This is a genomic window from Streptomyces macrolidinus, assembly GCF_023887685.1.
GTDB lineage: Bacteria > Actinomycetota > Actinomycetes > Streptomycetales > Streptomycetaceae > Streptomyces > Streptomyces macrolidinus.
In genome coordinates this window covers 120,057-143,541 of sequence record NZ_JAMWMR010000001.1, presented here as the reverse complement: position 1 = coordinate 143,541, position 23,485 = coordinate 120,057, and the positions used below count along the sequence as shown (strand labels likewise).

Below are 23,485 nucleotides of genomic sequence, written 5' to 3'. Positions count from 1 at the left end.
TTGCACCGCCGGACGCAGGGAACCCACCGGTGGCCCTCCAGCCACCGGCACCACGCACCTCGCGGACGACTCATCCCGAATCCGGCGTGGTTCGACGGTTCGCACGAGAGGGCCCGGCCATGACCTCGTCCCCTTCACCCCGGCCACCACGGCCGAATCCCGCCTTCCGGCGGCTGCGCGGACAGCGCTCCCCGAGCGAGTTCGCCGCGGCCGTACGACGTGCCGCGCGCGAGATCGGCGAGCGGGTCAGTTGTGACGCGCGGTACATCGGACGCGTCGAGGCAGGAGAGATCCGTTGCCCCAACTACGCCTACGAACGGGTGTTCCTGCATATGTTCCCCGACCACACGCTCGCGGACCTGGGCTTCGCTCCCCGCTCCGCGGTCCGTGGCCGAGGGGCACGCGCCACCGCCCCGGCACCCCCCACGTATGACACACAAGAGACCTACGAGACGCACGCGTCGTACGACGAGCACACGTACGACGACCAGAACCACGAGGAGAGCGACGTGCGGCGTCGCGCATTCATGACCGGCGGCACCGCCACCGTGGCGGCCGTCTCCCTGGGCCCGTTCGGGCTCCTGTCCGACGACCCGGCGACGGCCGCCGACCGTCCCGTCCACCGCGCGGGTTCGTCCGAGGCGAGCGCCCTCGAGGACGCCGTCCGCAGCATCCGCGTCCTCGACGACCGGCACGGCGCGGACGGCCTCTACCGGCGGGCCGCGGCGCCGCTGCGTACCGCGTACTCCCTGCTCGACGCGGGGGCGACCCGGCAGAAGGTCACCGACCGGCTGTACGCGGGCGCGGGCGAACTGGCCATCTCGGTCGGGTGGTTGGCGCACGACTCGGGGCGCTTCGACGACGCCCGCTCGCACTACGCGGAGGCGCTCGCGACCTCCCGGATGTGCGGGGACGCCGCCCTGGAGGCGCACGCGTTCTGCAACACGGCGTTCCTCGCGCGCGACGCGGGCCGGCCGCGGGAGGCCGTACGCGCGGCGCAGGCGGCCCAGCGCGCGGCCCGCCCGCTCGGCTCGCACCGCCTGCTGTCGCTGCTGGCGCTGCGCGAGGCGGGCGGCTGGGCGGGGCTCGCGGACCGCGCGGGCTGCGAGCGGGCCCTGGTCCGGGCGCAGGCCTTCTTCGGGCGGGGCTCCTCGGACGCGGACCCCGAGTGGATGACCTTCTTCGGGGAGGCCGAACTGGAAGGGCTGGAGGCCCAGTGCTGGTCGACGCTCGGCGACTGGACGCGCGCGGCCCGGCACGCCCTGCGCGCCACCCAGCTCCTGGACCCGCACTTCACCCGGAACACCGCCCTGTTCACGGCGGAGCTGGCCGACGACCTGGCCCGCGGCGGCCACCCCGACGAGGCGGCGGCGGCCGGACTGCGCGTCCTGGCCCTGCTGGAGGAGGTCCAGTCGTCCAGGATCCGGACGATGCTGGCGGGCACGGCCCGGGTACTGCTGCCGCACCGCCGCGCGACGGGAGTGTCGGCGTTCCTGGACCGCCACACCTCGCTGCCGCGCACCCACGTGCGGACCGCCTCCGCGACCGTCCCGGCACCGGCGAAGGCGTCGGGCCGTTCCTGAGCCCGGGACACCAGAGAGCAACCCAGGGTGCCGATGTGGCGTCTATGAGGTCCGGGGGCGCCCCACGGGGGTGGGCGCGCAGACCGTAAGGTGGCACGACCGGACCACCGGGTCACACACAGCAGCGAGGGGGAGGGCGGAATCGGATGCCGCAGGCCGAGACACCGGGCACCGGGGCGAGCCCACCCCTCCTGCTGCGCTGGTGGACCGAGCTGCCGTTGATCCTCGTGGTGTACGCCTCGTACTCCGCGGGGCGGCTCCTCGCGCGGGGCGATGTCTCCACCGCCGTCGACCACGGCCTGGCGATCCTGCGCATAGAACAGGCGCTCCGCCTCAACGCGGAGCATCCGCTGAACCGTCTCTTCACCCGCGAGGCCTGGCTCGGCATACCCGCCGACTTCTGGTACGCGTCCCTGCACTACCTGGTCACCCCCGTGGTGCTCGTCTGGCTCTACCGACGCCGGGCGGCCGTCTACCGCGCGGCCCGCACCTGGCTGATGACGTCCACGCTCATCGGCCTGATCGGCTTCACCCTGCTGCCGACCTGCCCGCCCCGCCTGCTCGACGCCACCCACGGGTTCGTCGACACCATGGCCCAGTACAGCTCGTACGGCTGGTGGGGCGGCGAGGCGAGCGCGCCGCGGGGCCTCGGCGGCATGACGAACCAGTACGCGGCGATGCCGAGCCTGCACGTCGGCTGGGCGCTGTGGTGCGGGGTGATGCTGTGGCGCCACGGCGGCACGCGCACCGCCAAGACCGTCGGCGTCCTGTATCCGCTGCTGACCGCCGTCATCGTGATGGGCACCGCCAACCACTACTTCCTCGACGCGGTCGCGGGCTGTGCCGTGATGGGCGTCGGCTATCTGCTGACCCGCCCGGTGATGCGGGCGCAGCAGGTGCTCAGGGCCCGGCTGCGGGCGCGGTCCACCCCCGTCACGGTCCCCTCAACGGCCGCCGGTTCCCCCGTTGTCAGTGGCGGATGCCAGACTTCGACGGGTGAGCGAATTCCCCGACAGCGCGTCGCCGACCACGAGCAGGGAGCCGAACCGGGTGCCTCCCCCGCGGACGCGGGCGACGCTGCGGCACCGACTCGCTGAGCTGCGCGGCCCGTCCGTCCCTCTCAAGGCGCTCGACGCGCGCGCCCTCGCCGCGCTCGCCGCGAACCCCGGGTGCAGACGGCGCGCGCTCCTGGACGGCGCGGGGGTGAACAAGGCGGCGCTGGCGGACGCGCTGGGCGCGCCCTCGTCGTTCGGGCAGTCGCAGTTCGCCTTCATGCGCGGCAACGCGTTCGAGGCCCGGGTCAAGGCGGACGGCGGCGCCGAACTGCTGCGCCTGGTGCACGAGAAGCTGGACCCGACCGCCGAGCCCCCCACCGACGCCCTCGTCCCCGACCTCACGGCCGTCGGCCCGGAAGGCCGCGCGGGCCGTACGGAACTGGCGCTGCGCGAGGCCACGGAGGCGCGCCGCTGGGCGCTGCTCGACCACCCCATGCTCGCCCTCGACGTGGCGGGCTCCCCCGCGTTCCTGGAGCCGGACGCGGTGGTCGTCCATCCGGACGGCAGATGGAGCGTGGTGGAGATCAAGTCCTTCCCGCTGCTGGACGGTTCGGCCGACCCGGCGAAGGTAGGGGCCGCCGCCCGCCAGTCCGCGGTGTACGTACTGGCGCTGGAGGAGGTCGCCGCCCGCCTGGGCGCGCGCACCGAGGACGGTCCCGCCGAAGAGTCCATGGTCCGCCACCGCGTCCTGCTGGTCTGTCCCAAGGACTTCTCCAACCTGCCCACGGCCTCCCCCGTCGACGTCCGCAAGCAACGCGCGGTCACCCGGCGCCAACTGGCCCGCCTCACGCGCATCGAGGAGATCACCGACACCCTCCCCGAGGGCATGTGCTTCGCGCCCGACCTCCCCCAGGAGGCGCTGGAAGCCGCCGTCGAGACGGTCCCCGCGGCGTACGCGCCCGAGTGCCTCTCCGCCTGCGAACTGGCCTTCCACTGCCGCGCCCGCTCCCGCGCCCAAGGTGCGGTGACGGCCGTGGGGCGGTCGCTGCGCGCCGAGTTGGGCGGTCTGACGACGGTCGACGAGGTCCTGGCCGCCGCCCACGGCGAGGCCGGTGACCCGGCCGACCCGGCGGTGGCGGCGCTGCGCCGGGCGGCCGAACTGCGCGCGGAGGCCCTCGCGGGCAGCGCGGAAGCTCTCGCGAGCGGCACGGAGGCCCTTGCGAGCGGCGCGGAGGCCCGCGCGGGCCAGGAGGTCGCCGTATGTCGCTGATCACCGCCCTCGCCCGGCTGGAGGCCGTCCGCTCGGGCCGCGCCCAGCCCGCCGCCACCGTCCGGCACCGGCATCTGTCCGAGCGACCTCTCGTCCTCGTACCGCTCACCACCGCGGGCGAGGCCGGGGCCCCGCTCGGGGCGCTCGTCGGCACGGAACGGGACGCGCCCCGGCTGCTCGTGGTGCCCCAACCGCGCGACCGCGACCTGCGGTTCGCGTTCCTCGCCGACCTCGCGGACATCGTCCTGCCCTGTGTCGACGCGTACGCCGACGCGGTCGAGACCGCCGAGCGCAGCGAGACCGACCCGACCACCGGCAAGCGGGTCAAGGTCGAGGTCGACCTGTGCGCGGACGCCCCGCAGATCATCGTGCCGAGCCGGGCGGGCATCGAGTTCGTACGGCTCCTCGGCCGCTCCATGCGCTTTCGCCGCACCGCCGAGCAGGACCCCGAGACCGCGCATCCGGCGCCGCCGCGCGTCCCGCTGCTGGGCCGCTGGCTCACGCACTACGGCGAGCGCGCCCGCGTCCCCGGCTCCTCGCTGCTGCTCGCCCTCACCGAGGTGCTGACGCGGCACTGGGCGACGGGCCAGTCCAGCCTGGAGGACCAGCATCTGGGCGCCCTGCTCGCCTGGATCGACCCGCCGGACGGCGGCTCGGGCGCGGACGCGGCGGTGCGGGCCGAGCTGGCGCGGGACGCGGACGGGCAGTTGCTGTGCCCACCGGCCGGGCCCGCCACCGACCCGGCCTTCGACAACAAGCTGCTCGCCCCGGCCATCGAGCGCTACGACCGGGCGCGCACCCGGTTCGCCGCTGCCGAGGACGGCGTCGAGGCGGACGACCGCTTCGGTGAACTGACCGCCGCCGAACGGGAGATCCGTGCTCTCGTCGCCAGTCGTACGCGCCCCACCTGGGACGCGGTGTGGCGCGGGCTCGATCTGCTGCGGGCGCTGCCCGAGGGGGAGCATGTCGTGGACCGGTGGACGCGCGACCGCTGGTCGTTCACCATGCACCGCGACCGCGTCGCCGCCGGGGAGCCGCCGCAGCCGCGCCGCGACGACGCGGTCACCGCGGCGAACAAGCTCGCCACGCGCGAGCGCGAACAGGCCCGGCTGGAAGCCCAGGAGGCCCTGGACGACCCGCTCGTCATGGCCGGACGGCGGCTCGCCGGGGAGGCGTTCGCGGGCGAGGTGCTGGACGTGGTGATGACCTACAGCGAGGGGAAGCGGCCGAGCCCGCGCCCCCTGGTGACCCTGCGGACCGAGGACCGGCCGCATCTCGGGGAGCGCACGAAGGTGTACCGGTCGCTGAACGGCAAGCCGCAGGCGGCCGAGTTCGTCGGATACGAGGGCACGGAGGGATCGGCGGGACCGGGCGGGGACGGGGCGGACGTGCTCGTGGTCCTGCGCGTCCTCGACAAGATGGGCCGCGGCAAGGAACCGGAGGCCGGGTCCGTCCCCGAGAAGGGCGACCGCCTCTGCTTCACGCTCTTCGAGCACGAGCAGCGCGGCGGGGCGAAGCTGCCCGACCCGGAGGAGACACCGTGGACGCACGGCGGGCCACCGGGCGAGGCCGACGCGACGGCGTATCCGGACCCGGTGACCGAGGAGGACCTCCTGTGACCACGCTGTACGCGCCGGACGGGGACCGCGGCCGTGCCTTCGACCCGGGGGCCGAGGCCACCCGCGCCACCGAGGCGATCCTGCGCGACACGCTGCACGGCACCCACCGCGGGGTCGTCGTGGACTCCCCGCCCGGCGCCGGGAAGTCGACGCTGGTCGTCCGCGCCGCGCTCGAACTCGCGGCTGCCGGGCGCCCGTTGATGGTGATCGCGCAGACCAACGCGCAGGTCGACGATCTGGTGCTGCGGCTGGCGGAGAAGAACCCCGACCTGCCGGTCGGCCGACTGCACAGCAGCGACCCCGACCCGTACGACAAGGCGCTCGACGCGCTGCCGAACGTCCGCAAGTCCGCGAAGGCGGGCGACCTGGCGGGCCTGGACGTCGTCATCTCGACGGCGGCCAAGTGGGCGCACGTCAAGGGCGTCGAGCCGTGGCGGCACGCGATCGTGGACGAGGCGTACCAGATGCGCTCGGACGCGCTGCTGGCCGTGGCCGGGCTGTTCGAACGCGCGCTGTTCGTCGGCGACCCCGGCCAGTTGGACCCGTTCGCGATCGTGGGCGCGGAGCAGTGGGCCGGGCTGTCGTACGACCCGTCGGCGTCCGCGGTCTCGACGCTCCTGGCCCACAACCCCGAGCTGCCGCAGCACCGGCTGCCGGTGTCCTGGCGGCTTCCGGCGTCGGCGGCGCCGCTGGTGTCGGACGCCTTCTATCCGTACACGCGCTTCCGCAGCGGTACGGACCACGGGGACCGGCGACTCGCGTTCGCGGTGGCCTCGGACGGCTCGGGCCCCGACCGCGTGATCGACGAGGCGGCCGAGACGGGCTGGGGGCTGCTGGAACTGCCCGCCCGGCACACCCCGCGGACGGACCCCGAGGCGGTACGGGCGGTGGCCCAGGTCGTACGGCGGCTCCTCGACCGGGGCGGGGCGGCGACCTCGGAGCGGTCCGCGGAGCCGGTGGCGCTGACCGCGGACCGTATCGCCGTCGGCACGGCCCACCGGGACCAGGCGGCGGCGGTGCGCGCCGCACTGGCGGACCTCGGGGTGCCGGAGGTGACGGTGGACACGGCGAACCGGCTCCAGGGCCGGGAGTTCGATGTGACCGTGGTGCTGCATCCGCTGTCGGGCCGCCCGGACGCGACCGCGTTCCACCTGGAGACGGGCCGCCTGTGCGTCCTCGCCTCCCGGCACCGGCACGCGTGCATCGTGGTCTGCCGCGCCGGGGTGACCCGGCTCCTGGACGACCACCCCTCGACGGAGCCGGTGCAACTGGGGGTGACGGTGAAGTTCCCGGACGGCTGGGAGGCCATGATGTCCACCTGGGACCAGTGGTCGGAGCACCGGGTGCCCTGGCGCCCCTGACCGGCGCGCCCGCTCGCCGGTGCCCCCTTGTGCGGTCGCGCGACAATGGACGGTGGCACCCCGAGGGTGCCACCGAAACCGTACGAGGAGGAGAAGACATGGCGGAGCCCACGCCGCGTCGGAACGAGCCGCGGCTACGCCCCGCGCCCCTGCTCTTCGAGCCCGCGGAAGCGGCCTCCGATCCGGAGCACTTCTTCGACCTGGAGTCGATCGAGGACCCACGGACCCTGCTGGCGCGCGCTACGGAGCTGGCGCAGGCGTTCCGCGCCGCCGCCGACCGTGCGGTGGAGTTCCAGGCGATCGCCGCGGCCCAGCTCGCCGACCCGCGCCGCCTGGACCGGCTGAGCCCGGCGGCCATCGGCGATCACGCCGAGTGGACCGAGGACTACGCGCTGAAGATGGTGGAGTTCGGCCGCGATCTGCAGCGCGGCGGCGACGCGAGCGGCCCGGAGAACCTGGGCTGAGCCCGGACCGGACCCGGCATATACACGAACCCGACCGGCAGGTACACGGCAGGTACACGGACCGGACCCGGCATATACCGGGCGGCAAGGTACCCGGCCCCGCCCCCTCCTGTCCCGGATTTCCGCGACTTTCGCGAGCCCGCCGCACACCGCCGGTAGATCTGACCGCATGAGCAGCCGAACGCCGTCCCCCGCCCCCGTCCGTACGCCCCTGCCCGAGGGGTACGACCTCATGGGCGTCACCCCGGACGGCGCCGCATGGCTGGCCTCGGCGCAAGCGCGCCCCCGCGCCGCCCTGGACTCCTGGGCCGAGCGCCCCGGCGCCGCGGTCGTACTGCCCTGCGGCACCGCGTTCGACATCGTCAACGCGCCCGCGATCTTCGGCCGCCGCATGCTGGACCGGCTCTGGGACGAGGGTCCCGGCTCCGGGCCCGTCGCCGTCCACCGGGGCCGCATGCTGCTGTTCGCGGCGCCCGGCACGGCCCAGCGGCTGCCCACCCTGCTCGGCTGGGAGGAATGGAACGACCACCGCAGCCCCACCGGAACCACCCGCGCCCACGCGCTGCCACCGCTCCTGTGCCACGGCACCGGCGACGCCGTGACCCTCCCCGCGGTCCACACCACGGCCGACCGGCCCCCGCTCGCCTCCCGCTGGCTCGTCGCCCCCGACACCCGCCACCCCTGGCTCCCGGGCCCGGAAGTCGTCCTGTGGGCAGCCGTCCGCGCGGCCCGCGCAGCCACCTCCCCCACCCCACAGATTTCGATTTTTCCTCCCCCCGACCAGAGTGCTAAGGTCTACGACGTCAGCAGGCGCCGCTAGCTCAGTTGGTTAGAGCAGCTGACTCTTAATCAGCGGGTCCGGGGTTCGAGTCCCTGGCGGCGCACGATGACGATGGCGACCCATGTTCGCGGACTGCGCGAACCTGGGTCGTCATCTTCGTGTTTTGCGCGGCTTTGCCGCGCGTTGTGGGGGCTTTGCCACCCACACCCCCTTGGGCATGGCGCGGTGGGCGTCAAGTGTTCTGGGCTCGGAGGAGGGCGCTGCCCTGGAGCCGGGTGTATCGCGGTGGGCGTCAAGTGTTCTGGGCTCGGAGGAGGGCGCTGCCCTGGAGCCGGGTGTATCGCGGTGGACGTCTGGTGTTCTGGGGGCGGCGGAGGGCGCTGCCCTGGAGCCGGGTGTATCGCGGTGGGCCTGTGAAGGTGTGTGTGTCGTTCATCCTCTCTTGATCTTCACTGTCCAGGCTCCGGTTGGTGTGCGGTCCTCTACTGTTACGCGGACTCCGTCTCCTGGGACCGTGAAGGTCTCCCCTACGCTCACCGGGGCGTCTCCGAGCTGGGGGTAGACCGAGGTGGTGCGGCAGGCCTCAGAGTGTGGGTGGGCGTCGAGGACCTCGATCGGGCCGCCGCCGGACTCCGTCTCGCCGTGGACGCGGTAGACGAGGATCCCCTGCCTGCAGACCGACACGTCGTTGCCCAGCGCGGCGCGCCCCTCCAGGGCGATCACGGTGTCGGGCCCCGTCCGTACGACCGCCAGCTTGGTGCCGCGCCCCGAGCCGAACGTCTGCACCCCGGGAGCCGGCGGCGGCGCGCCCGCGGCCACCGGCACCTGCCGCGCCCCGGTCGCCGCCGCCTCCAACGGCTCCAATGTCAGCCGGGCGCCCGCCGCACCCCGAACACACGCCACCTGGCGGTCGTCCAGCCACCCCAGCTTCCACTTGTGCCAGGCGAACAGGTCGGGCGCCAGGCCGAACTGGCTGCCCATGAGGTCCCAGTCGCCGACATAGGTGTCCCAGTCGCCCTTGCCGTCCATGGGGCGGTGATAGAGATCGGGCAGATCGAGGACATGGCCCGTCTCGTGCGCAAGGACCAGCCGGTCCGGCGGATGCTTCTCGAAGACCGTGACCACCCGGTGGACGTCCTTGCCGCTCACCCGCCGCGGCGTCTCGAAGTTGACCACCTTCGTGGCGTCCGAGTCGACACCCGGTGCGTCCGGGTCGGCCACGAAGTACACGATGTCGTACCGCGAGAAGTCGACCTTCTTCTGCGCGACGGCAAACGCGTCACGCAAGTACGCGTCCCGGTGCTCCGGGTCCCAGTCGCGCTGTATGGCGTAGGAGGAGGCGGAGTGCGGCATGCGCATCCAGTGGCCCACCGGGTGCGGGCGCAGCGCGAATCGGCCATAGGAGGCGCGTGCGTAGAACCGGCTGGTGGCCGGGAAGTAGTCCGCGGTGAGCTGGGCCGGTGTGGTCGTCGGCGCCGAGCCCGGGAAGGACAGGAACACCAGGACCGCGTCGAGCGGGCGGGTGGGGCGCGTGTATGTGCCGTTCCAGGTGTCGAGGCCCTCCGAGTGATGGGCCTGACTGCGCGTGAGTTCGCAGGGCGCGGCCGGGGAGTCGGCGAGCGCGGGGCCCGTGACGAGCGAGGTCGCCACCAGCGCGGCCATCGCGGCGCACACGGCCGCGGCGGTGCGCAGCAAGGGCAGCACGGCGACCTCCGGGTGCGGTTCAGGGAACTCCCCACCCAGCCTTGTCGTACTTGTACTACGATGCCCTGTTTGCCTGCCCCAGAAGGGTGAGATGGCCTCACTCGGGGGAAAGGGCAGAGGGAGCCGCGTCGGCCGCCGAGGGGGCGGTACGGAGCGGAAGCGAAGGATGACGCTGGAGCATCGAGAGGGGCGGCCGACATGGGCCGATGCCCGGAACGCTCACGGAACGTCACAGTCAATCGTGGCCGGAAGGAACCTGGCCAGGTCCGGGCAGAAACGATCTGTCAGAACCTGTGCCCGGTCCGGGAGACTGGACGGTGGCTGGAAGGCCTCCGAGTCAGCCTCTATGATCGGCACACTTTCCTGCACGGACACGGCTGGTACGGCCACTCACCACGCGGCCGTCGGCCCCGGCGAGACCCACGAGAACCGTACGAAGAACGAGTGCACTCCGGGAGCGAGCGGTGAGCGGAACGTCCGAAGGGCAGGCGCCCGCGGCAGACCCCGTCAGCCCGGCCGTCACAGAGAGTCATACACATCCCCCGATCGGCAGGTCCGCGCCGGTGCCCCCCGCCGGGGTGCACCCGCTCTCGCTCGCCCCTGCCCCCGATCCTCAACCCGTCGCGTACGGCGCCGTGTTCGGGGTCGCGCCGCTCGCCATGGCCGTGGTCAGCAGGGAGGGCCTGATCGCCACCGCCAACGAGGCGATGGGCTCGCTGCTCGGCACCGGTGCGGACGGGTTGGTCGGCAAGGTCGCCGCCGATCTGCTGGACCTGTCCTCCGACGCCCGCACGGTTCACGCGTACCACGAGATGCTGCGCGGCCGTCAGGCCCGGCTGCGCAGCACACGCCGTCTCAAACACCCCGACGGGCACTCCCTGTGGGTGCGGGTGACGGCCACCCCGCTGCCCGCGGCCGAACAGCCGGTCCTGCTCTCGGTCGCCGACATCAGCGCGCACCGCGAACTCCAGGCCCGGCTCCGGCATGTGCAGATGCATGACCCGATGACCCGGCTGCCCAACCGCACCCTGTTCTTCGAACGCCTGTCGGCCGCGCTGGAGGCGGAGGCGTACGAGGAGAGCGGCACCGGCCGGATCGGGCTGTGCTATCTGGACCTGGACGGCTTCAAGGCGGTCAACGACACGCTCGGGCACCGTGTCGGCGACCGGCTGCTCACGGCCGTCGCGGAGCGTCTGACGCACTGCGCGCAGGAGGCGGGGCGCACCCGGCCCACCACACCGCTGGTGGCCCGGCTGGGCGGTGACGAGTTCGCGCTGCTCGTCGAGGCCTCCACCGGAACCGATCAACTCGCCGAACTGGCCGAGTCGGTACTGGCGGCGCTCCAGGCGCCGTTCGACCTGTCCGGGCAGCGTCTGTCCGTGTCCGCCTCCATCGGTGTCGTCGAGCGGCATGCCGCCGGGACCACGGCGACCGGTCTGATGCAGGCGGCCGATACGACGCTGTACTGGGCGAAGGCCGACGGCAAGGCTCGCTGGACCCTCTTCGACCCCGAGCGCAACGCCCACCGCATGACCCGCCAGGCCCTGTCCTCCGGTCTGCGGCCCGCCATCGAACGGGGTGAATTCGCCCTGGAGTACCAGCCGTTGGTGGGTCTGGAGGACGGCCGGGTACGCGGGGTCGAGGCGCTGGTGCGCTGGCATCACCCCCAGTTCGGCACGCTGACGCCGAATCGGTTCATCGGTCTGGCGGAGGAGGACGGCTCGATCGTGCAGCTCGGGCGCTGGGTGCTGACGACCGCCTGTCGACAGGCGCGCCGCTGGCAGTTGGAGCGCCCGGACGAGCCGCCGATCTTCGTGAGCGTGAACGTGGCGGTGCGTCAGGTCTGGGACTCCGACCTGGTGGCGGACGTGGCGCGGACCCTCGCCGAGACCGAACTCGCCCCGCATCTGCTCCAGTTGGAGCTGACGGAGTCGGCGGTGATGGGCTCGGCCGGGCGTCCGCTCCAAGTGCTCCAGGCGCTCAGTGACATGGGGGTGCAGATCGCGATCGACGACTTCGGTACGGGCTACTCCAACCTCGCCTATCTCAGCCGACTGCCGGTGTCGGTACTGAAGTTGGACGGCTCGTTCGTCCGCGGCTTCCAGTACGAGGGCACGGACGCACATCCCAACCCCGCGGACGAGGTGGTCGTGGAAGCGATGATCCAGTTGGCCCACCGGCTGGGGCTCACGGTCACCGCCGAGTGCGTGGAGACCTCCGCGCAGGCCAGCCGGTTGCGCCGGATCGGCTGCGACACCGGCCAGGGGTGGCTGTACTCACGGCCGGTGCCGCCGGATCGTATCTCCGCGCTGGTGGACGCGGAGGCATGCCGCAGGAACTGATCTCGTGAGGGTGCCGCCCCCGACGGCACCCTCACACCTCACGCGGTCGGCAACTCGTAGGCGTCCGCGATCAGTTCGTAGGAGCGCAGGCGTGCGTCCCCGCTGTGGGCGTTGGACGTGAGCATCAGCTCGTCGGCGCCCGTGCGCTTCTGGAGGTCGTTCAGGCCGGAGCGGACCTCGTCCGCCGTGCCGTGCACGACGTTGGCGGTCCAACTGCTCAGGAACTCCTCCTCCAGCGGGTCGAACGCGTACGCCTCCGCCTCCTCGGGGGTGGGGACGAGTCCGGGCCGCCCCTTGCGCAGCCGGATCATGTTCAGGGCGGCGGCCCGCACCTGCCGCCGGGCCTCCTTCTCCTCGTCGGCCGCGAGCGCGGCGACACCGATGAGGGCGTACGGGGCGTCGAGGACCGGCGAGGAGCGGAAGGACGCGCGGTACAGGTCGAGCGCCGGAACGGTGTTCTGCGCCGAGAAGTGGTGGGCGAAGGCGAAGGGCAGGCCGAGCGTGCCGGCCAGGCGCGCGCTGAACCCGGAGGAGCCGAGCAGCCAGATCGGCGGGCGGTGCGGGGACTGGACGCCACCGGGCGAGCTGCCCTGGACCGGGCCCGGCACCGCGTGGATCCGGGCATAGGGGTGGCCGTCGGGGAAGTCGTCGTCGAGGAAGCGCGTCAGCTCGGCGAGTTGCTGGGGGAAGTCCTCGGCGCCCTCGTGGAGTCGGTCGGCGCGGCGCAGAGCGGCGGCCGTACCGCCGTCCGTCCCCGGAGCACGCCCGAGACCCAGGTCGACACGGCCGGGGGCCATGGCCTCCAGCGTGCCGAACTGCTCGGCGATGACCAGCGGCGCGTGGTTCGGGAGCATCACGCCGCCCGAGCCGAGCCGGATGCGCTCGGTGTGGGCGGCGAGGTGCGCGAGGATCACCGCGGGCGAGGAGGAGGCCACGCCCGGCATGGAGTGGTGCTCGGCGACCCAGTAGCGGTGGAAGCCCCGCGCCTCCGCGAGCCGGGACAGGGCCACGCTCGTGCGCAACGCGTCGGAGGCGGTACTGCCCGCCCCCACGGTGACCAGGTCCAGTACCGAGAGGGGAACGGGAGCGGTGCCCCGTACCGTGCCCCGGATCTCGTCCACCTCGGCCGTCTCGTCCACCGCCATGCCTCCTGCTCGCCCCTTGCGGGGGCTGTCGTAGCTCCCGCCGCGGGCAACCGAAGGCGCCGTGCGGATATTCCCGCCCGCCCCGCATACATCGCATGGTCCCGGGTAGCCGCGCGGCCATGGCTCCACCACGGACGAATGACGTAGGGAAACCCGGCGCCACACGCCGGTCGCTGCTCGCCGGTGTCGCGGCGTTCGGTGCGCTGGGGGCCGCCGGCTGCAGCCGCGTGGCCACCGCGTCGAGCACGCACGGCGGCGATCTGCTGAGTCGGCTCAAGGCCCAGGGGGTGGTCCGCCTCGGCATCGCGGGGGAGATCCCGTTCGGCTACATCGACAAGAACGGCAAACTCACCGGCGAGGCACCGGAGTTGGCCAAGGTCGTCTTCAAGCGCCTCGGGGTCGACCGCGTCCAGCCCGTGCCGACCGAGTTCGGCTCGCTCATCCCGGGGCTGAACTCCCAGCAGTTCGACGTCGTCTCCGCCGGGATGTACATCAACCAGGAGCGCTGCGAGCAGGTCATCTTCTCCGACCCGGACTACCAGATGCTCGACTCCTTCATCGTGCGCAAGGGCAACCCGAAGGGCCTGCACGACTACCGGGACATCGTCGAGAAGAAGGCCAGGTTCGCCACCGGGACCGGGTACGCCGAGATCCAGTACGCCGTCGAGGCCGGCTACAAGCAGAGCGACATCCTGATCGTCCCCGACCAGGTCGCCGGGTTGAACGCCGTGGAGGCCGGGCGCGTCGACGCGTTCGCCGGGACCGCGCTCACCACCCGCGAGGTCGTCCGGGGCTCTCGTAAGACGGAGGCGACGAAGCCGTTCGCACCGCTGGTGAAGGGCCGACCCCACGTGGACGGCGGCGGGTTCGCCTTCCGCTCCGCGGAGACCGCGCTGCGGGACGCCTTCAACGCCGAACTGAAGCGCATGAAGGCGAGCGGCGAACTCCTGCGCGTGCTACGACCGTTCGGCTTCACCTCGGCCGAGATGACCGACATGACCGCGAAGGAGCTGTGCGGCGGATGACCTCGGGACTGTGGCAACTCGTACTCTCGGGGGTCTGGACCACCCTCCAGCTCCTCGTGTTCGGCGCGCTGCTCGCCACGGCGGTCTCCTTCGCCGTCGGCATGGCGCGCACCCACCGGCTGTGGATCGTCCGCTTCGTCGCCGGTGTCTACACCGAGGTGTTCCGCGGCACCTCCACCCTGATCATGATCTTCTGGGTGTTCTTCGTGCTGCCGCTCGCCTTCGGCTGGCAGTTGGTGCCGATGTGGGCGGCCACGCTCGCGCTGGGGCTGACCTACGGGGCGTACGGCGCGGAGATCGTGCGCGGCGCCCTGAACTCCGTCGACCCGGCGCAGCGTGAGGGCGGGATCGCGCTGGGCTTCACGCCCTGGCAGCGGATGCGCAAGATCCTGCTGCCGCAGGCGGTGCCCGAGATGATCCCGTCGTTCAGCAACCTGCTGGTGGAGCTGCTCAAGGGCACCGCGCTGGTCTCCGTCATGGGCATGGGCGACCTGGCCTTCAGCGGCAACCTCGTACGGCTCGCGCTCCAGCAGAGCGCGGAGATCTACGCGTACGTCCTGCTCATCTACTTCGTGATCGCCTTCGCGCTCACCCGGCTGATGCGGCTGCTCGAACACCGGCTCAAGGTGCGGGCCGGCAAGGCGCCGCAGGCCCGTGTCTTCGTTCCGCAGCCCGTCGGAGGTGGTGTCTCGTGACCTGGGACTGGAATGCCGTCCGCGACTTCATGCCGCACTTCTGGGACGGTCTGCTCGTCACCCTTCAGGCGCTGGCGCTCGGCTCGCTGATCTCGTTCGCGCTCGGGCTGGTCTGGGCGGTGCTGATGCGCACGCCCACCCGGTGGGTGCGCTGGCCGGTGGGGATCGTGACGGAGTTCGTCCGGGACACCCCGCTGCTGGTGCAGTTGTTCTTCCTCTTCTACGTGCTGCCCGAGTGGGGGCTCACCTTCTCCGCGCTGACCACCGGTGTCGTCGCGATCGGTCTGCACTACTCGACGTACACGATGCAGGTCTACCGCGCCGGTATCGACGCCGTGCCCGCCGGGCAGTGGGAGGCGGCCACCGCGCTGAGCCTGTCGCCGTGGCGCACCTGGACCGCGGTGATCCTGCCGCAGGCGATCCGCCGGGTCGTCCCGGCGCTCGGCAACTACGTGATCGCGATGCTCAAGGACACGCCGATGCTGATGGCGATCACCGTCCTCGACATGCTCGGCGAGGCGCGGCTCTTCTCGCAGCAGCACTTCCAGTTCACCGAGCCGCTCACCGTCATCGGGGTGGCCTTCGTCCTGATCGCCTACCCCGCCTCCCTCCTCCTGCGAGCCCTGGAGCGACGTCTTGTCCGCTGATACTCCCCTCATGAAGCAACCCGACGCCCCGGCCGGTCCCGCCGCGGCCACCCGTGAGCTGATCCGCTTCGACCAGGTCACCAAGCGCTTCGGCGACCACACGGTCCTCGACCGGCTCGGCTTCTCGGTCGACGCGGGCAAGCACGTCACGCTGATCGGCCCCTCGGGCTCCGGGAAGACGACGATCCTGCGGCTGCTGATGACCCTGGCCAAGCCCGACGAGGGCACGATCACGGTCGCCGGGCGGCAGCTCTTCCCGGCCGGTGAGAAGCAGATCCGGGAGATCCGCAAGGACATCGGGATGGTCTTCCAGCAGTTCAACCTGTTCCCGAACATGAAGGTGCTGCGCAACATCACCGAGGCGCCGGTCACCGTCCTCGGTCTGTCGAAGGACGAGGCCGAGGAGCGGGCGCGCGAGCTGCTCGACCTGGTCGGGCTCGGTGACCACGTGGACAAGTACCCCGGCCAGCTCTCGGGCGGCCAGCAGCAGCGCGTCGCGATCGCCCGCGCCCTGGCCATGCGCCCGCAGGTGCTGCTGCTGGACGAGGTGACCTCCGCGCTCGACCCGGAACTGGTCGCCGGGGTCCTCGACGTCCTCCGGGACATCGCCCGCAGCACGGACATCACGATGCTCTGCGTCACCCACGAGATGAACTTCGCCCGGGACATCTCGGACGAGGTCCTGATGTTCGACTCCGGCCGGGTCATCGAGTCGGGCTCCCCGGACAAGATCTTCAACGACCCCGAGCACGCCCGCACCCGGGAGTTCCTCAGCGCGGTGCTCTGACCGCGGACGGTGAAGCCGAACCCTGTCACAACCACCCCCGCGGACCAGGTAGTATTTCTTTTGTCGCCGAACGCGAGAGCCGAAAGCGACAGAGTCTGCGCCGCTAGCTCAGTTGGTTAGAGCAGCTGACTCTTAATCAGCGGGTCCGGGGTTCGAGTCCCTGGCGGCGCACGATGACGATGGCGACCCATGTTCGCGGACAGCGCGAACCGGGTCGCCATCTTCTGTTTCTGCGCGGCTTCGCCGCGCGTTGTGGGGGCTTCGCCACCCACACCCCCTTTCAGGTTTCGCGCGGTGGGCGTTGGGTGTCGCTGGGCCCCTTCTACGACAACTTCGCGCGGTGGGCGCTGGGCCCGGTGCGGATACCCATGGGTGGGCGGTGGGTCCCTTCTACGACAGCCCCGCGAAGAGGTCGTCCCCTGCGAAGACCTCCGTGTACGAGGTCATGAACGCGACGCAGAACGCGATCAGCACCGCCACGAACATCATGACGCCCACGATCCCCACGAGGGCCTTCCCCGGGGCGGGGGCGTAGGCGGTGGCGCGTTCGGGGCGGGTCGCCGTGTAGTGGACGGTGACGCTGTCGCCCACCTCCGCCCCCGGCCCGTTCGCCTCCTCGAAGCTGATCTCGCGGCCGTCGCGCGTGGTGAACTCGTAGACGTAGTGCCGCATCCTCCGCGCCATGCGGACGTTCGGGTCGAGGTCGACCCTCCTCGTGTACGTCCGTACACAGCGCGCCTCGGCGGTCAGGCCGCTGGTCCAGTTGTTCCTGAGCTGGAGCGAGCGGCCGACCACCCGGGCCGCAACGATCAGCGCGCCCGCGATGATCAAGCCCGGCAACACGTAGAAGACGATGTCCATGGTTCCCCCGGTCGGCATGACGCCACGCATGCCGTCATGATCATGACGGCATGCGTGAACGTACCCCGCGGTGCGGACACCACTCAAGAAGTGCTCAGAACGTGACGTCCGCGCACGAATAGAAGGCGTTGGCGGTGTCCGCGATCGTCCACACCCCGAGGATCAGATGGTGGCCGCTCAGCCCGGTCGGCAGGGTGCCGGTGTGGCTGAACGTGTACGGCGGCTGCTTGCCGTTGTACGGGACCGTGAGGAACGGCGTGGTGTCGAGATCCGCGCGGGTCAGGGCGTGGTCCTGGTTCCAGCCCGGCTTGGTGACGTAGTACCGGAAGTCGGTCGTGGCGTGCGCGGCGGTGAACTGCCAGCGGAAGGTGTAGCTCTGCCCGCCGGTCACCTTGGTCGTGGGCCAGTCCGCGCCCGAGGGTGTCTTCGGCTGGTCGAGGACGCCGAACTCGGTGTGCCCGGCCGAACAGATCTGCCCGTCGCTCGGGCCCAGCGCCGGGAAGCCCTTGGGGCCCTCGACGCTCTGCGGCTCCCACTGGATGGCGCCGCAGCCGCTGACGATGCCGCCGTCCGCGGCGCACATCTTCTGCCGGCTCAGGGGCTGGTCGGTGTAGCCATGGGCACTGGCGGTGCCGCCGGAGAGTGCGAACGTAGCCGCGGTGGCGAGGCCCACCATGGCCGCGTACCACTTGGTCCTTGTACGCATACTGCCGCTCCTGGAGAACGTGGGGGAGGTTCATCGAGCCGTGCAGGTCTAGACCAAGGCCCAGAGTAGGACCGTCGGTTGACCATGTCCATACCAATGACGGTCGACGGCGAACCGCTCACTCCCCGCCGTTCTCGGCGCTCTTGCTCGCGACGACGTACTTGTAGCGGTAGGGCACGTAGCGGGCGGAGTTGTTCCAGTAGCGGTAGGGAGTGGAGCGTCGTCGGGTGGCCGGTGGGGTCTGCTCGTAGGCGGTGTACGAGGTGTGCGCGCGGTTCGTCCAGCCGCCGAAGACGACGGCGTGCGACCCCTTCCGGGGGTTGGCCCGGTTGTGGAAGAGGAGGATGTCGCCGGGCTGGAGCTTCGCCTTGGAGACGCGCACGCCGAGCGCGGCCAGGCTGCCCGTCCATTCGTTGGCGCCGAGCTTCCAGGCCATCGAGACGAAGCCGGAGCAGTCCTGCCGGTACCCGTCCCGCCAGTACGCGTCCACGCGGTACGGGACCTTCGCGGCGACCCATCTCTTGGCCCGCTTGATGATCTCCGCGCGGGTCGTCCTGGGAGAGCGCGGCGGGCCCGGCACCCCGCCCGGACCCCCGAACAGCGCCCCCGGAAGCCCCTGCGGGGTCTCGGCGGTCTCCCCGCCCGCGGGGGCGCCCGGCAGCGGCGGCCCGTGCACCGTCGCGACGGCGGGCGCCGCCTGACCCGCACCGAGGACCGCGACGACGACGAGCGCCGAGGCCCCACGGCATCGCCGGAGAACGCGCCCCGGACGACCACGCCCTCTCGCGCGACCGACCCCCTCGAACACCGGCACTCCCATATGACGCCCCTCACGTCCACAAGCCCACGAGTCCACGAGTCCACGAGTCCACAACCGAACGAACGCACCGCTTGGATTCGTCCTGCTTTGTACGTATCCGTCGCCCCCCGCCCCGGCCACCGCAACCGCCCGCCGACGGCACGAACGACGGACAGGCTCCGTCCGCCCGGAGCAGTCCCCCCACTGGTTCGGAGCACCCCTCGGCGTCGGGTAGAGTTATGCAGGTCAGCAGGCGCCGCTAGCTCAGTTGGTTAGAGCAGCTGACTCTTAATCAGCGGGTCCGGGGTTCGAGTCCCTGGCGGCGCACGACCGAGAAGGCCCCTCGCATACGCGAGGGGCCTTCTCGCATGTCGTCGTACGGACCGAGGGGCGCGCCCACGCGCAGGTACGCGCACGTACCCCAGGCACCCGTAAGGGAACAGATCCCCCTCGTCCGCACACACGGGCGACCCCAACCGCACCAAATGACGCCAACAACCACCCCAATGAACCGGTATGACCGGTAAACACCGTGTTTCGCGTCTTGCGATCATGCCGGACCCCGTAGAACCCTGGGCTGCAAGCGGCCACCGCTGCACGGCAGTTGGGGGCCGGGCCGGTTGCGCAGCGTGGGGATGGGGGCCCCGCCTGACGGATGCCGAGGGGGGCACCACTGCAACCGGCAGGTGGGGTTTCTGTGTCGGTATGGGGGAAAAGGACACCGTGACGCCGACCCACCACTGACCCGTCCGCTCTGGTCGACGCAGGACCACCGCGGACGAACGACCGACGAACACGCGCCGCTGTGCGCGCGGGGGGACAGCTCATGACGCCGACGGGCGCCCGGCCGAACTCAGACCCGTCAGAGACGACCCAGCTCAGGAGGCCATCGCACCGCACCGGCCACACCGGCGCCTTCCGCCGGATACGTACGACGCTGCCGAGATACGACTACGAGCACTACAGCCGCCTGGCGGGACCGCTCACCCAGCCGGACCCGACCAAGCCGTACCGGGTGCGCTACCGCTCACTGCTCTCCCAGGAGCCGCACCGCATCCGCGCCGCGCTGATGCTCGGCGCGGCCCCGCTCCTTTCGCTGGTGCTGTTCGCCTGGCTGCTCCAGCCCGAGCACTGGACCGAACGCGACCACCCCACCTACAGCTTCCTGCCGGCCCTCGACATCGTGATGCTCGTCTCGATCGGCCTGATCGAGTTCTTCCGCTGCATGAACGTCCTGTCGAACGCCCACGCGACGCTGGTCGCCCGCGACCCGATCCCGGTGGTGCCCGAGAGCGGCACGCGAGTCGCCTTCATCACCACCTATGTCCCGGGCAAGGAACCGCTGTCGATGGTGACGAAGACCCTGGAGGCAGCCGTCCGGCTGCGGCACCGGGGGCTGCTGCATGTCTGGCTCCTCGACGAGGGCGACGACCCCGAGGTCAAGGCGGTCTGCGCGCGCCTCGGCGTCCACCACTTCTCCCGCAAGGGCGTCGCGCGGTGGAACCAGCCGAAGGGCCCGCACCGCGCCAGGACGAAGCACGGCAACTACAACGCCTGGCTCCAGGCGCACGGCGACGCGTACGACTACTTCGCCTCCGTCGACACCGACCATGTGCCGCTGCCCAACTACCTGGAGCGGATGCTCGGCTTCTTCCGCGACCCGGACGTCGGCTTCGTCATCGGCCCGCAGGTCTACGGCAATTACGACACCTTCGTCACCAAGGCCGCCGAGTCGCAGCAGTTCCTCTTCCACGCGCTGATCCAGCGGGCGGGCAACCGCTACGGTGCCCCGATGTTCGTCGGCACCTCCAACGCCGTACGGATCAAGGCACTTCAGCAGATCGGCGGTCTGTACGACTCGATCACCGAGGACATGGCGACCGGCTTCGAGATGCACCGCCACCGCAACCCGCTCACCGGGCGGAAGTGGAAGTCGGTCTACACCCCGGACGTGCTCGCGGTCGGCGAGGGCCCCGGTGCCTGGACGGACTTCTTCACCCAGCAACTGCGCTGGTCGCGGGGGACCTACGAGACGATCCTCAAGCAGTACTGGAAGGGCTTCTTCTCGCTGCCGCCGGGCAAGCTCTTCAACTACACGATGATGATCGTCTTCTACCCGATGTCGGCCCTCAACTGGATGCTGGCCGCGCTGAGTTGCGCGCTGTTCCTGGGGCTCGGCGCCTCGGGTGTGAACATCGACCCGACGGTCTGGCTGATGCTCTACGGCAACGCCTCGGCGCTCCAGATCGGCCTGTACATCTGGAACCGCCGGCACAACGTCTCCCCGCACGAGCCGGAGGGCTCCGGCGGGGTGGCGGGCATGGTGATGTCGGCGCTGTCCGCGCCGGTCTACGCCCGCTCGCTCATGGACGCCGTGCTGCGCCGCAAGAGCGGGTTCGTGGTGACGCCCAAGGGTGATTCGACGAGCCCCGACACCCTGTTCGGGACCTTCCGGATCCATCTGTTCTTCATCCTGGTCTTCGGCGGCTCGATCGTCGTGGGCTTCCTGCTCGGCCACTCCCATCCCGCGATGATCACCTGGGCCTCGTTCGCCCTGCTGATCACGGCCTCGCCCGTCTTCGTCTGGCGCTGGACGCTGCGGCAGGAGAAGAAGCGCCCGGCCCCGGCCATCGCGGACGAACCGCGGGACACGGCGGTGCCGCCGCCGCAGACCGCCGCGCACGCCCCGGTCAGGCGGCCCAGTTGGGCCGGACACGCGGGCACCGAGCAGACCATGCAGATCGTCGCGGGAGGACACAAGAAGTGAAAGACCAGGCCGGCCTTCGTCGCGCTCGCCGTCTCGCGATCGGCACGGTGGTGGTCCTCGCACTGGCCGGGATGAACGGGCCGTGGCTGTACCGGTTCGGGAGCGAGCGGTATCACCAGTACACGATCAACAAGCCCGAGTACAAGGCGGACAACGGGCACTGGGAGATCCTGGAGTTCCCCGAGGAGTACCGGCAGGACACGATCCACGCCGCGCTGCTGCACACCGGCAAGGTGCTGCTGGTGGCGGGGTCGGGCAACAACCAGGAGAACTTCGACAAGAAGCAGTTCGACACCCGGCTCTGGGACCCGGACAAGGGCACGATCAAGAAGATCCCCACGCCCAGCGACCTGTTCTGCACCGGCCACACCCAACTCGCGAGCGGCAACCTGCTGATCGCGGGCGGCACCAAGCGGTACGAGAAGCTGAAGGGGGACGTCACCAAGGCCGGCGGCCTGATGATCGTCCACAACGAGAACCCGGACAAGCCGATCACGCTGCCCGCCGGGACGAGATTCACCGGCAAGGTGAACGGCAAGACGTTCGTCTCCAAGGACCCCGTCCTCGTGCCCCGCGCGAAGAAGGTCTTCGCCGCGACCGGCAAGTGGCTGCGCAACGACCCCGGCGTGGGCCGTATCTACGTCGAGGCGCAGCGCAGCGGCCGGAAGTACGAGACCGGCACCGAGGACAACTACAGCGTGCGGGGCCTCACGGGGGCCGACGCGCGCAACACGTACGGCATCGCCAACAAGCTCGGCCTCGACAAGAAGGACTTCCAAGGCATCCGGGACTCCTTCGAGTTCGACCCGGTCGCCGAGAAGTACATCAAGGTCGACCCGATGCACGAGGCCCGCTGGTACCCGACGCTCACCACGCTGAGCGACGGCAAGGTCCTCAGCGTCTCCGGGCTCGACGACATCGGGCAGTTGGTCCCGGGCAAGAACGAGATCTTCGACCCGAAGACCAGGAAGTGGACGTACACCCCGAAGATCCGGCAGTTCCCGACCTACCCGGCGCTGTTCCTGATGCAGAACGGCAAGATCTTCTACTCGGGGTCCAACGCGGGCTACGGCCCGGACAACGTGGGCCGCGACCCCGGTATCTGGGACCTCGACACCAACAAGTTCACCGAGCTGCCCGGACTCAGCGACCCCGACCGGCTGGAGACCTCCGCCACCGTGCTGCTGCCGCCCGCGCAGGACGAGAAGTACCTGGTGATCGGCGGGGGCGGGGTCGGCGAGTCCGAGCTGTCCAGCAAGAAGACGCGGCTGATCGACCTCCGGCCGCCGAACCCGCGCTTCATGGACGGCCCGATGCTGGAGAAGGGCACCCGCTACCCGCAGGCCTCGGTCCTCCCCGACGACACGGTTCTGGTCTCCGGCGGCTCGGAGGACTACCGGGGCCGCAGCGACTCCAACATCCACCAGGCGCGGCTCTACCACCCGGACAGCAAGTCGTTCCAGCGGGTCGCCGATCCGCTGGTGGGCCGCAACTACCACTCCGGCTCGATCCTGCTGCCCGACGGGCGCGTGCTGTTCTTCGGCTCCGACTCGCTGTACGGCGACAAGGCCAACACCAAGGCCGGTACGTTCGAGCAGCGCCTGGAGATCTACAAGCCGCCGTATCTGTACCGGGACGCACGGCCCTCCCTGTCCGGCGGCCCGCAGACCATCGCGCGCGGCGCGTCGGGCACGTTCACCTCGCGGCACGCGTCGGCGATCAGGAAGGTCCGGCTGATCCGCCCGAGCGCGTCCACGCATGTCACGGACGTCGACCAGCGCTCGATCGCCCTGGACTTCGCCACGAAGGGGGACAAGCTCACGGTGACCGTGCCGAAGAACCGCAACCTCGTCCAGTCGGGCTGGTACATGCTGTTCGCGGACGACGACGAGGGCACGCCGAGCAAGGCGCAGTGGATCAAGGTGCCGTAGTCC

Annotated in this window: 19 protein-coding genes and 3 tRNA genes; 17 read left to right on the top strand and 5 right to left on the bottom strand. The window is 71.2% G+C overall.

Features of this window, described 5'->3' with window-relative positions; translation table 11 throughout:
- The first annotated feature begins 119 nt into the window (after positions 1–119).
- The 8 genes from NGF19_RS00680 to NGF19_RS00645 all read left to right on the top strand — a co-directional run bounded on the left by NGF19_RS00680 (position 120) and on the right by NGF19_RS00645 (position 8,176).
- The gene (locus NGF19_RS00680) at positions 120–1,583 is read left to right on the top strand and encodes an NsdA family TPR-like regulatory protein (RefSeq protein ID WP_252421379.1); all 1,464 of its coding nucleotides are present in this window, start codon (positions 120–122) and stop codon (positions 1,581–1,583) included.
- Between the two features lie 146 nt (positions 1,584–1,729).
- Complete coding sequence (locus NGF19_RS00675; protein WP_252421378.1) at positions 1,730–2,680, top strand: phosphatase PAP2 family protein; 951 nt, start codon at positions 1,730–1,732, stop codon at positions 2,678–2,680.
- Positions 2,634–3,848 (top strand): hypothetical protein, encoded by a 1,215-nt coding sequence (locus NGF19_RS00670; protein WP_252421719.1) that lies wholly within the window; start codon positions 2,634–2,636, stop codon positions 3,846–3,848. The genes NGF19_RS00675 and NGF19_RS00670 overlap by 47 nt, the downstream gene beginning before the upstream one ends.
- The gene (locus NGF19_RS00665; protein WP_252421377.1) at positions 3,839–5,467 is read left to right on the top strand and encodes a hypothetical protein; all 1,629 of its coding nucleotides are present in this window, start codon (positions 3,839–3,841) and stop codon (positions 5,465–5,467) included. The genes NGF19_RS00670 and NGF19_RS00665 overlap by 10 nt, the downstream gene beginning before the upstream one ends.
- A complete protein-coding gene (locus tag NGF19_RS00660; RefSeq protein WP_252421376.1) occupies positions 5,464–6,828 on the top strand; it encodes an AAA domain-containing protein in 1,365 nt (454 codons plus the stop codon). Before NGF19_RS00665 ends, NGF19_RS00660 begins: the two co-directional genes overlap by 4 nt.
- A 98-nt stretch (positions 6,829–6,926) precedes the next feature.
- The gene (locus NGF19_RS00655) at positions 6,927–7,292 is read left to right on the top strand and encodes a DUF8844 domain-containing protein (RefSeq protein WP_252421375.1); all 366 of its coding nucleotides are present in this window, start codon (positions 6,927–6,929) and stop codon (positions 7,290–7,292) included.
- Positions 7,293–7,461: 169 nt separating this feature from the next.
- Positions 7,462–8,112, top strand: a complete 651-nt coding sequence (locus tag NGF19_RS00650; RefSeq protein ID WP_372505533.1) for a bifunctional DNA primase/polymerase — start codon at positions 7,462–7,464, stop codon at positions 8,110–8,112.
- A tRNA-Lys gene (locus NGF19_RS00645) sits at positions 8,103–8,176 on the top strand. The genes NGF19_RS00650 and NGF19_RS00645 overlap by 10 nt, the downstream gene beginning before the upstream one ends.
- A 329-nt stretch (positions 8,177–8,505) precedes the next feature.
- On the opposite strand, the gene NGF19_RS00640 is transcribed toward NGF19_RS00645, so the two are convergent.
- Positions 8,506–9,774: a M6 family metalloprotease domain-containing protein gene (locus NGF19_RS00640; RefSeq protein WP_372505547.1), complete on the bottom strand. Its 1,269-nt coding sequence runs from the start codon at positions 9,772–9,774 to the stop codon at positions 8,506–8,508.
- A 581-nt stretch (positions 9,775–10,355) separates the two neighbouring features.
- On the opposite strand from NGF19_RS00640, the gene NGF19_RS00635 reads away from it, so the two are divergent.
- Positions 10,356–12,119 carry a putative bifunctional diguanylate cyclase/phosphodiesterase gene (locus NGF19_RS00635; protein WP_372505546.1) on the top strand — a complete coding sequence of 588 codons (1,764 nt, stop codon included), beginning with the start codon at positions 10,356–10,358 and terminating at the stop codon, positions 12,117–12,119.
- A 38-nt stretch (positions 12,120–12,157) separates the two neighbouring features.
- Here NGF19_RS00635 and NGF19_RS00630 read toward each other — a convergent pair whose 3' ends face one another.
- Entirely contained in the window at positions 12,158–13,264 is a 1,107-nt protein-coding gene (locus NGF19_RS00630; RefSeq protein WP_252421373.1) for an LLM class flavin-dependent oxidoreductase, read from the bottom strand.
- A gap of 119 nt (positions 13,265–13,383) precedes the next feature.
- On the opposite strand from NGF19_RS00630, the gene ehuB reads away from it, so the two are divergent.
- The 5 genes from ehuB to NGF19_RS00605 all read left to right on the top strand — a co-directional run bounded on the left by ehuB (position 13,384) and on the right by NGF19_RS00605 (position 16,589).
- Complete coding sequence (gene ehuB, locus NGF19_RS00625) at positions 13,384–14,289, top strand: ectoine/hydroxyectoine ABC transporter substrate-binding protein EhuB (protein ID WP_252421372.1); 906 nt, start codon at positions 13,384–13,386, stop codon at positions 14,287–14,289.
- Positions 14,286–14,984 carry an ectoine/hydroxyectoine ABC transporter permease subunit EhuC gene (gene ehuC, locus NGF19_RS00620; RefSeq protein WP_252421370.1) on the top strand — a complete coding sequence of 233 codons (699 nt, stop codon included), beginning with the start codon at positions 14,286–14,288 and terminating at the stop codon, positions 14,982–14,984. Before ehuB ends, ehuC begins: the two co-directional genes overlap by 4 nt.
- The gene (gene ehuD / locus NGF19_RS00615) at positions 14,981–15,631 is read left to right on the top strand and encodes an ectoine/hydroxyectoine ABC transporter permease subunit EhuD (RefSeq protein ID WP_252421368.1); all 651 of its coding nucleotides are present in this window, start codon (positions 14,981–14,983) and stop codon (positions 15,629–15,631) included. Before ehuC ends, ehuD begins: the two co-directional genes overlap by 4 nt.
- Positions 15,632–15,641: 10 nt before the next feature.
- Positions 15,642–16,418, top strand: coding sequence for an ectoine/hydroxyectoine ABC transporter ATP-binding protein EhuA (gene ehuA, locus NGF19_RS00610; protein WP_252421367.1), 777 nt, complete (start codon positions 15,642–15,644; stop codon positions 16,416–16,418).
- A 97-nt stretch (positions 16,419–16,515) separates the two neighbouring features.
- Positions 16,516–16,589: transfer RNA gene (locus NGF19_RS00605), tRNA-Lys, on the top strand.
- Between the two features lie 219 nt (positions 16,590–16,808).
- Here the strand turns inward: NGF19_RS00605 and NGF19_RS00600 are convergent.
- From NGF19_RS00600 to NGF19_RS00590, 3 genes are all read right to left on the bottom strand, one after another.
- Entirely contained in the window at positions 16,809–17,309 is a 501-nt protein-coding gene (locus tag NGF19_RS00600) for a DUF3592 domain-containing protein (RefSeq protein WP_252421366.1), read from the bottom strand.
- A 64-nt stretch (positions 17,310–17,373) separates the two neighbouring features.
- A complete protein-coding gene (locus tag NGF19_RS00595; protein ID WP_252421365.1) occupies positions 17,374–17,985 on the bottom strand; it encodes a lytic polysaccharide monooxygenase auxiliary activity family 9 protein in 612 nt (203 codons plus the stop codon).
- 118 nt (positions 17,986–18,103) lie between these two features.
- The gene (locus NGF19_RS00590; RefSeq protein WP_372505532.1) at positions 18,104–18,805 is read right to left on the bottom strand and encodes an NlpC/P60 family protein; all 702 of its coding nucleotides are present in this window, start codon (positions 18,803–18,805) and stop codon (positions 18,104–18,106) included.
- Between the two features lie 232 nt (positions 18,806–19,037).
- On the opposite strand from NGF19_RS00590, the gene NGF19_RS00585 reads away from it, so the two are divergent.
- The 3 genes from NGF19_RS00585 (at position 19,038) to glxA (ending at position 23,482) form a co-directional block, all read left to right on the top strand.
- Positions 19,038–19,111, top strand: a tRNA-Lys gene (locus NGF19_RS00585).
- A gap of 499 nt (positions 19,112–19,610) precedes the next feature.
- On the top strand, positions 19,611–21,551 hold the full coding sequence (locus NGF19_RS00580) for a glycosyltransferase family 2 protein (protein WP_252421364.1): 1,941 nt from the start codon (positions 19,611–19,613) through the stop codon (positions 21,549–21,551).
- Positions 21,548–23,482: a radical copper oxidase GlxA gene (glxA, locus tag NGF19_RS00575; protein WP_252421363.1), complete on the top strand. Its 1,935-nt coding sequence runs from the start codon at positions 21,548–21,550 to the stop codon at positions 23,480–23,482. The genes NGF19_RS00580 and glxA overlap by 4 nt, the downstream gene beginning before the upstream one ends.
- Positions 23,483–23,485 lie beyond the last annotated feature (3 nt).

What these genes read in the sequence shown, in the direction of transcription:
- ehuA (WP_252421367.1), top strand. Translation starts at nt 15,642, where the DNA reads ATGAAGCAACCCGACGCCCCGGCCGGTCCCGCCGCGGCCACCCGTGAG.
- NGF19_RS00630 (WP_252421373.1), bottom strand. Translation starts at nt 13,264, where the DNA reads ATGGCGGTGGACGAGACGGCCGAGGTGGACGAGATCCGGGGCACGGTA.
- NGF19_RS00590 (WP_372505532.1), bottom strand. Translation starts at nt 18,805, where the DNA reads ATGGGAGTGCCGGTGTTCGAGGGGGTCGGTCGCGCGAGAGGGCGTGGT.
- NGF19_RS00580 (WP_252421364.1), top strand. Translation starts at nt 19,611, where the DNA reads ATGACGCCGACGGGCGCCCGGCCGAACTCAGACCCGTCAGAGACGACC.
- NGF19_RS00680 (WP_252421379.1), top strand. Translation starts at nt 120, where the DNA reads ATGACCTCGTCCCCTTCACCCCGGCCACCACGGCCGAATCCCGCCTTC.
- NGF19_RS00650 (WP_372505533.1), top strand. Translation starts at nt 7,462, where the DNA reads ATGAGCAGCCGAACGCCGTCCCCCGCCCCCGTCCGTACGCCCCTGCCC.
- NGF19_RS00595 (WP_252421365.1), bottom strand. Translation starts at nt 17,985, where the DNA reads ATGCGTACAAGGACCAAGTGGTACGCGGCCATGGTGGGCCTCGCCACC.
- NGF19_RS00675 (WP_252421378.1), top strand. Translation starts at nt 1,730, where the DNA reads ATGCCGCAGGCCGAGACACCGGGCACCGGGGCGAGCCCACCCCTCCTG.
- ehuB (WP_252421372.1), top strand. Translation starts at nt 13,384, where the DNA reads ATGGCTCCACCACGGACGAATGACGTAGGGAAACCCGGCGCCACACGC.
- NGF19_RS00665 (WP_252421377.1), top strand. Translation starts at nt 3,839, where the DNA reads ATGTCGCTGATCACCGCCCTCGCCCGGCTGGAGGCCGTCCGCTCGGGC.
- NGF19_RS00655 (WP_252421375.1), top strand. Translation starts at nt 6,927, where the DNA reads ATGGCGGAGCCCACGCCGCGTCGGAACGAGCCGCGGCTACGCCCCGCG.
- NGF19_RS00600 (WP_252421366.1), bottom strand. Translation starts at nt 17,309, where the DNA reads ATGCGTGGCGTCATGCCGACCGGGGGAACCATGGACATCGTCTTCTAC.
- ehuC (WP_252421370.1), top strand. Translation starts at nt 14,286, where the DNA reads ATGACCTCGGGACTGTGGCAACTCGTACTCTCGGGGGTCTGGACCACC.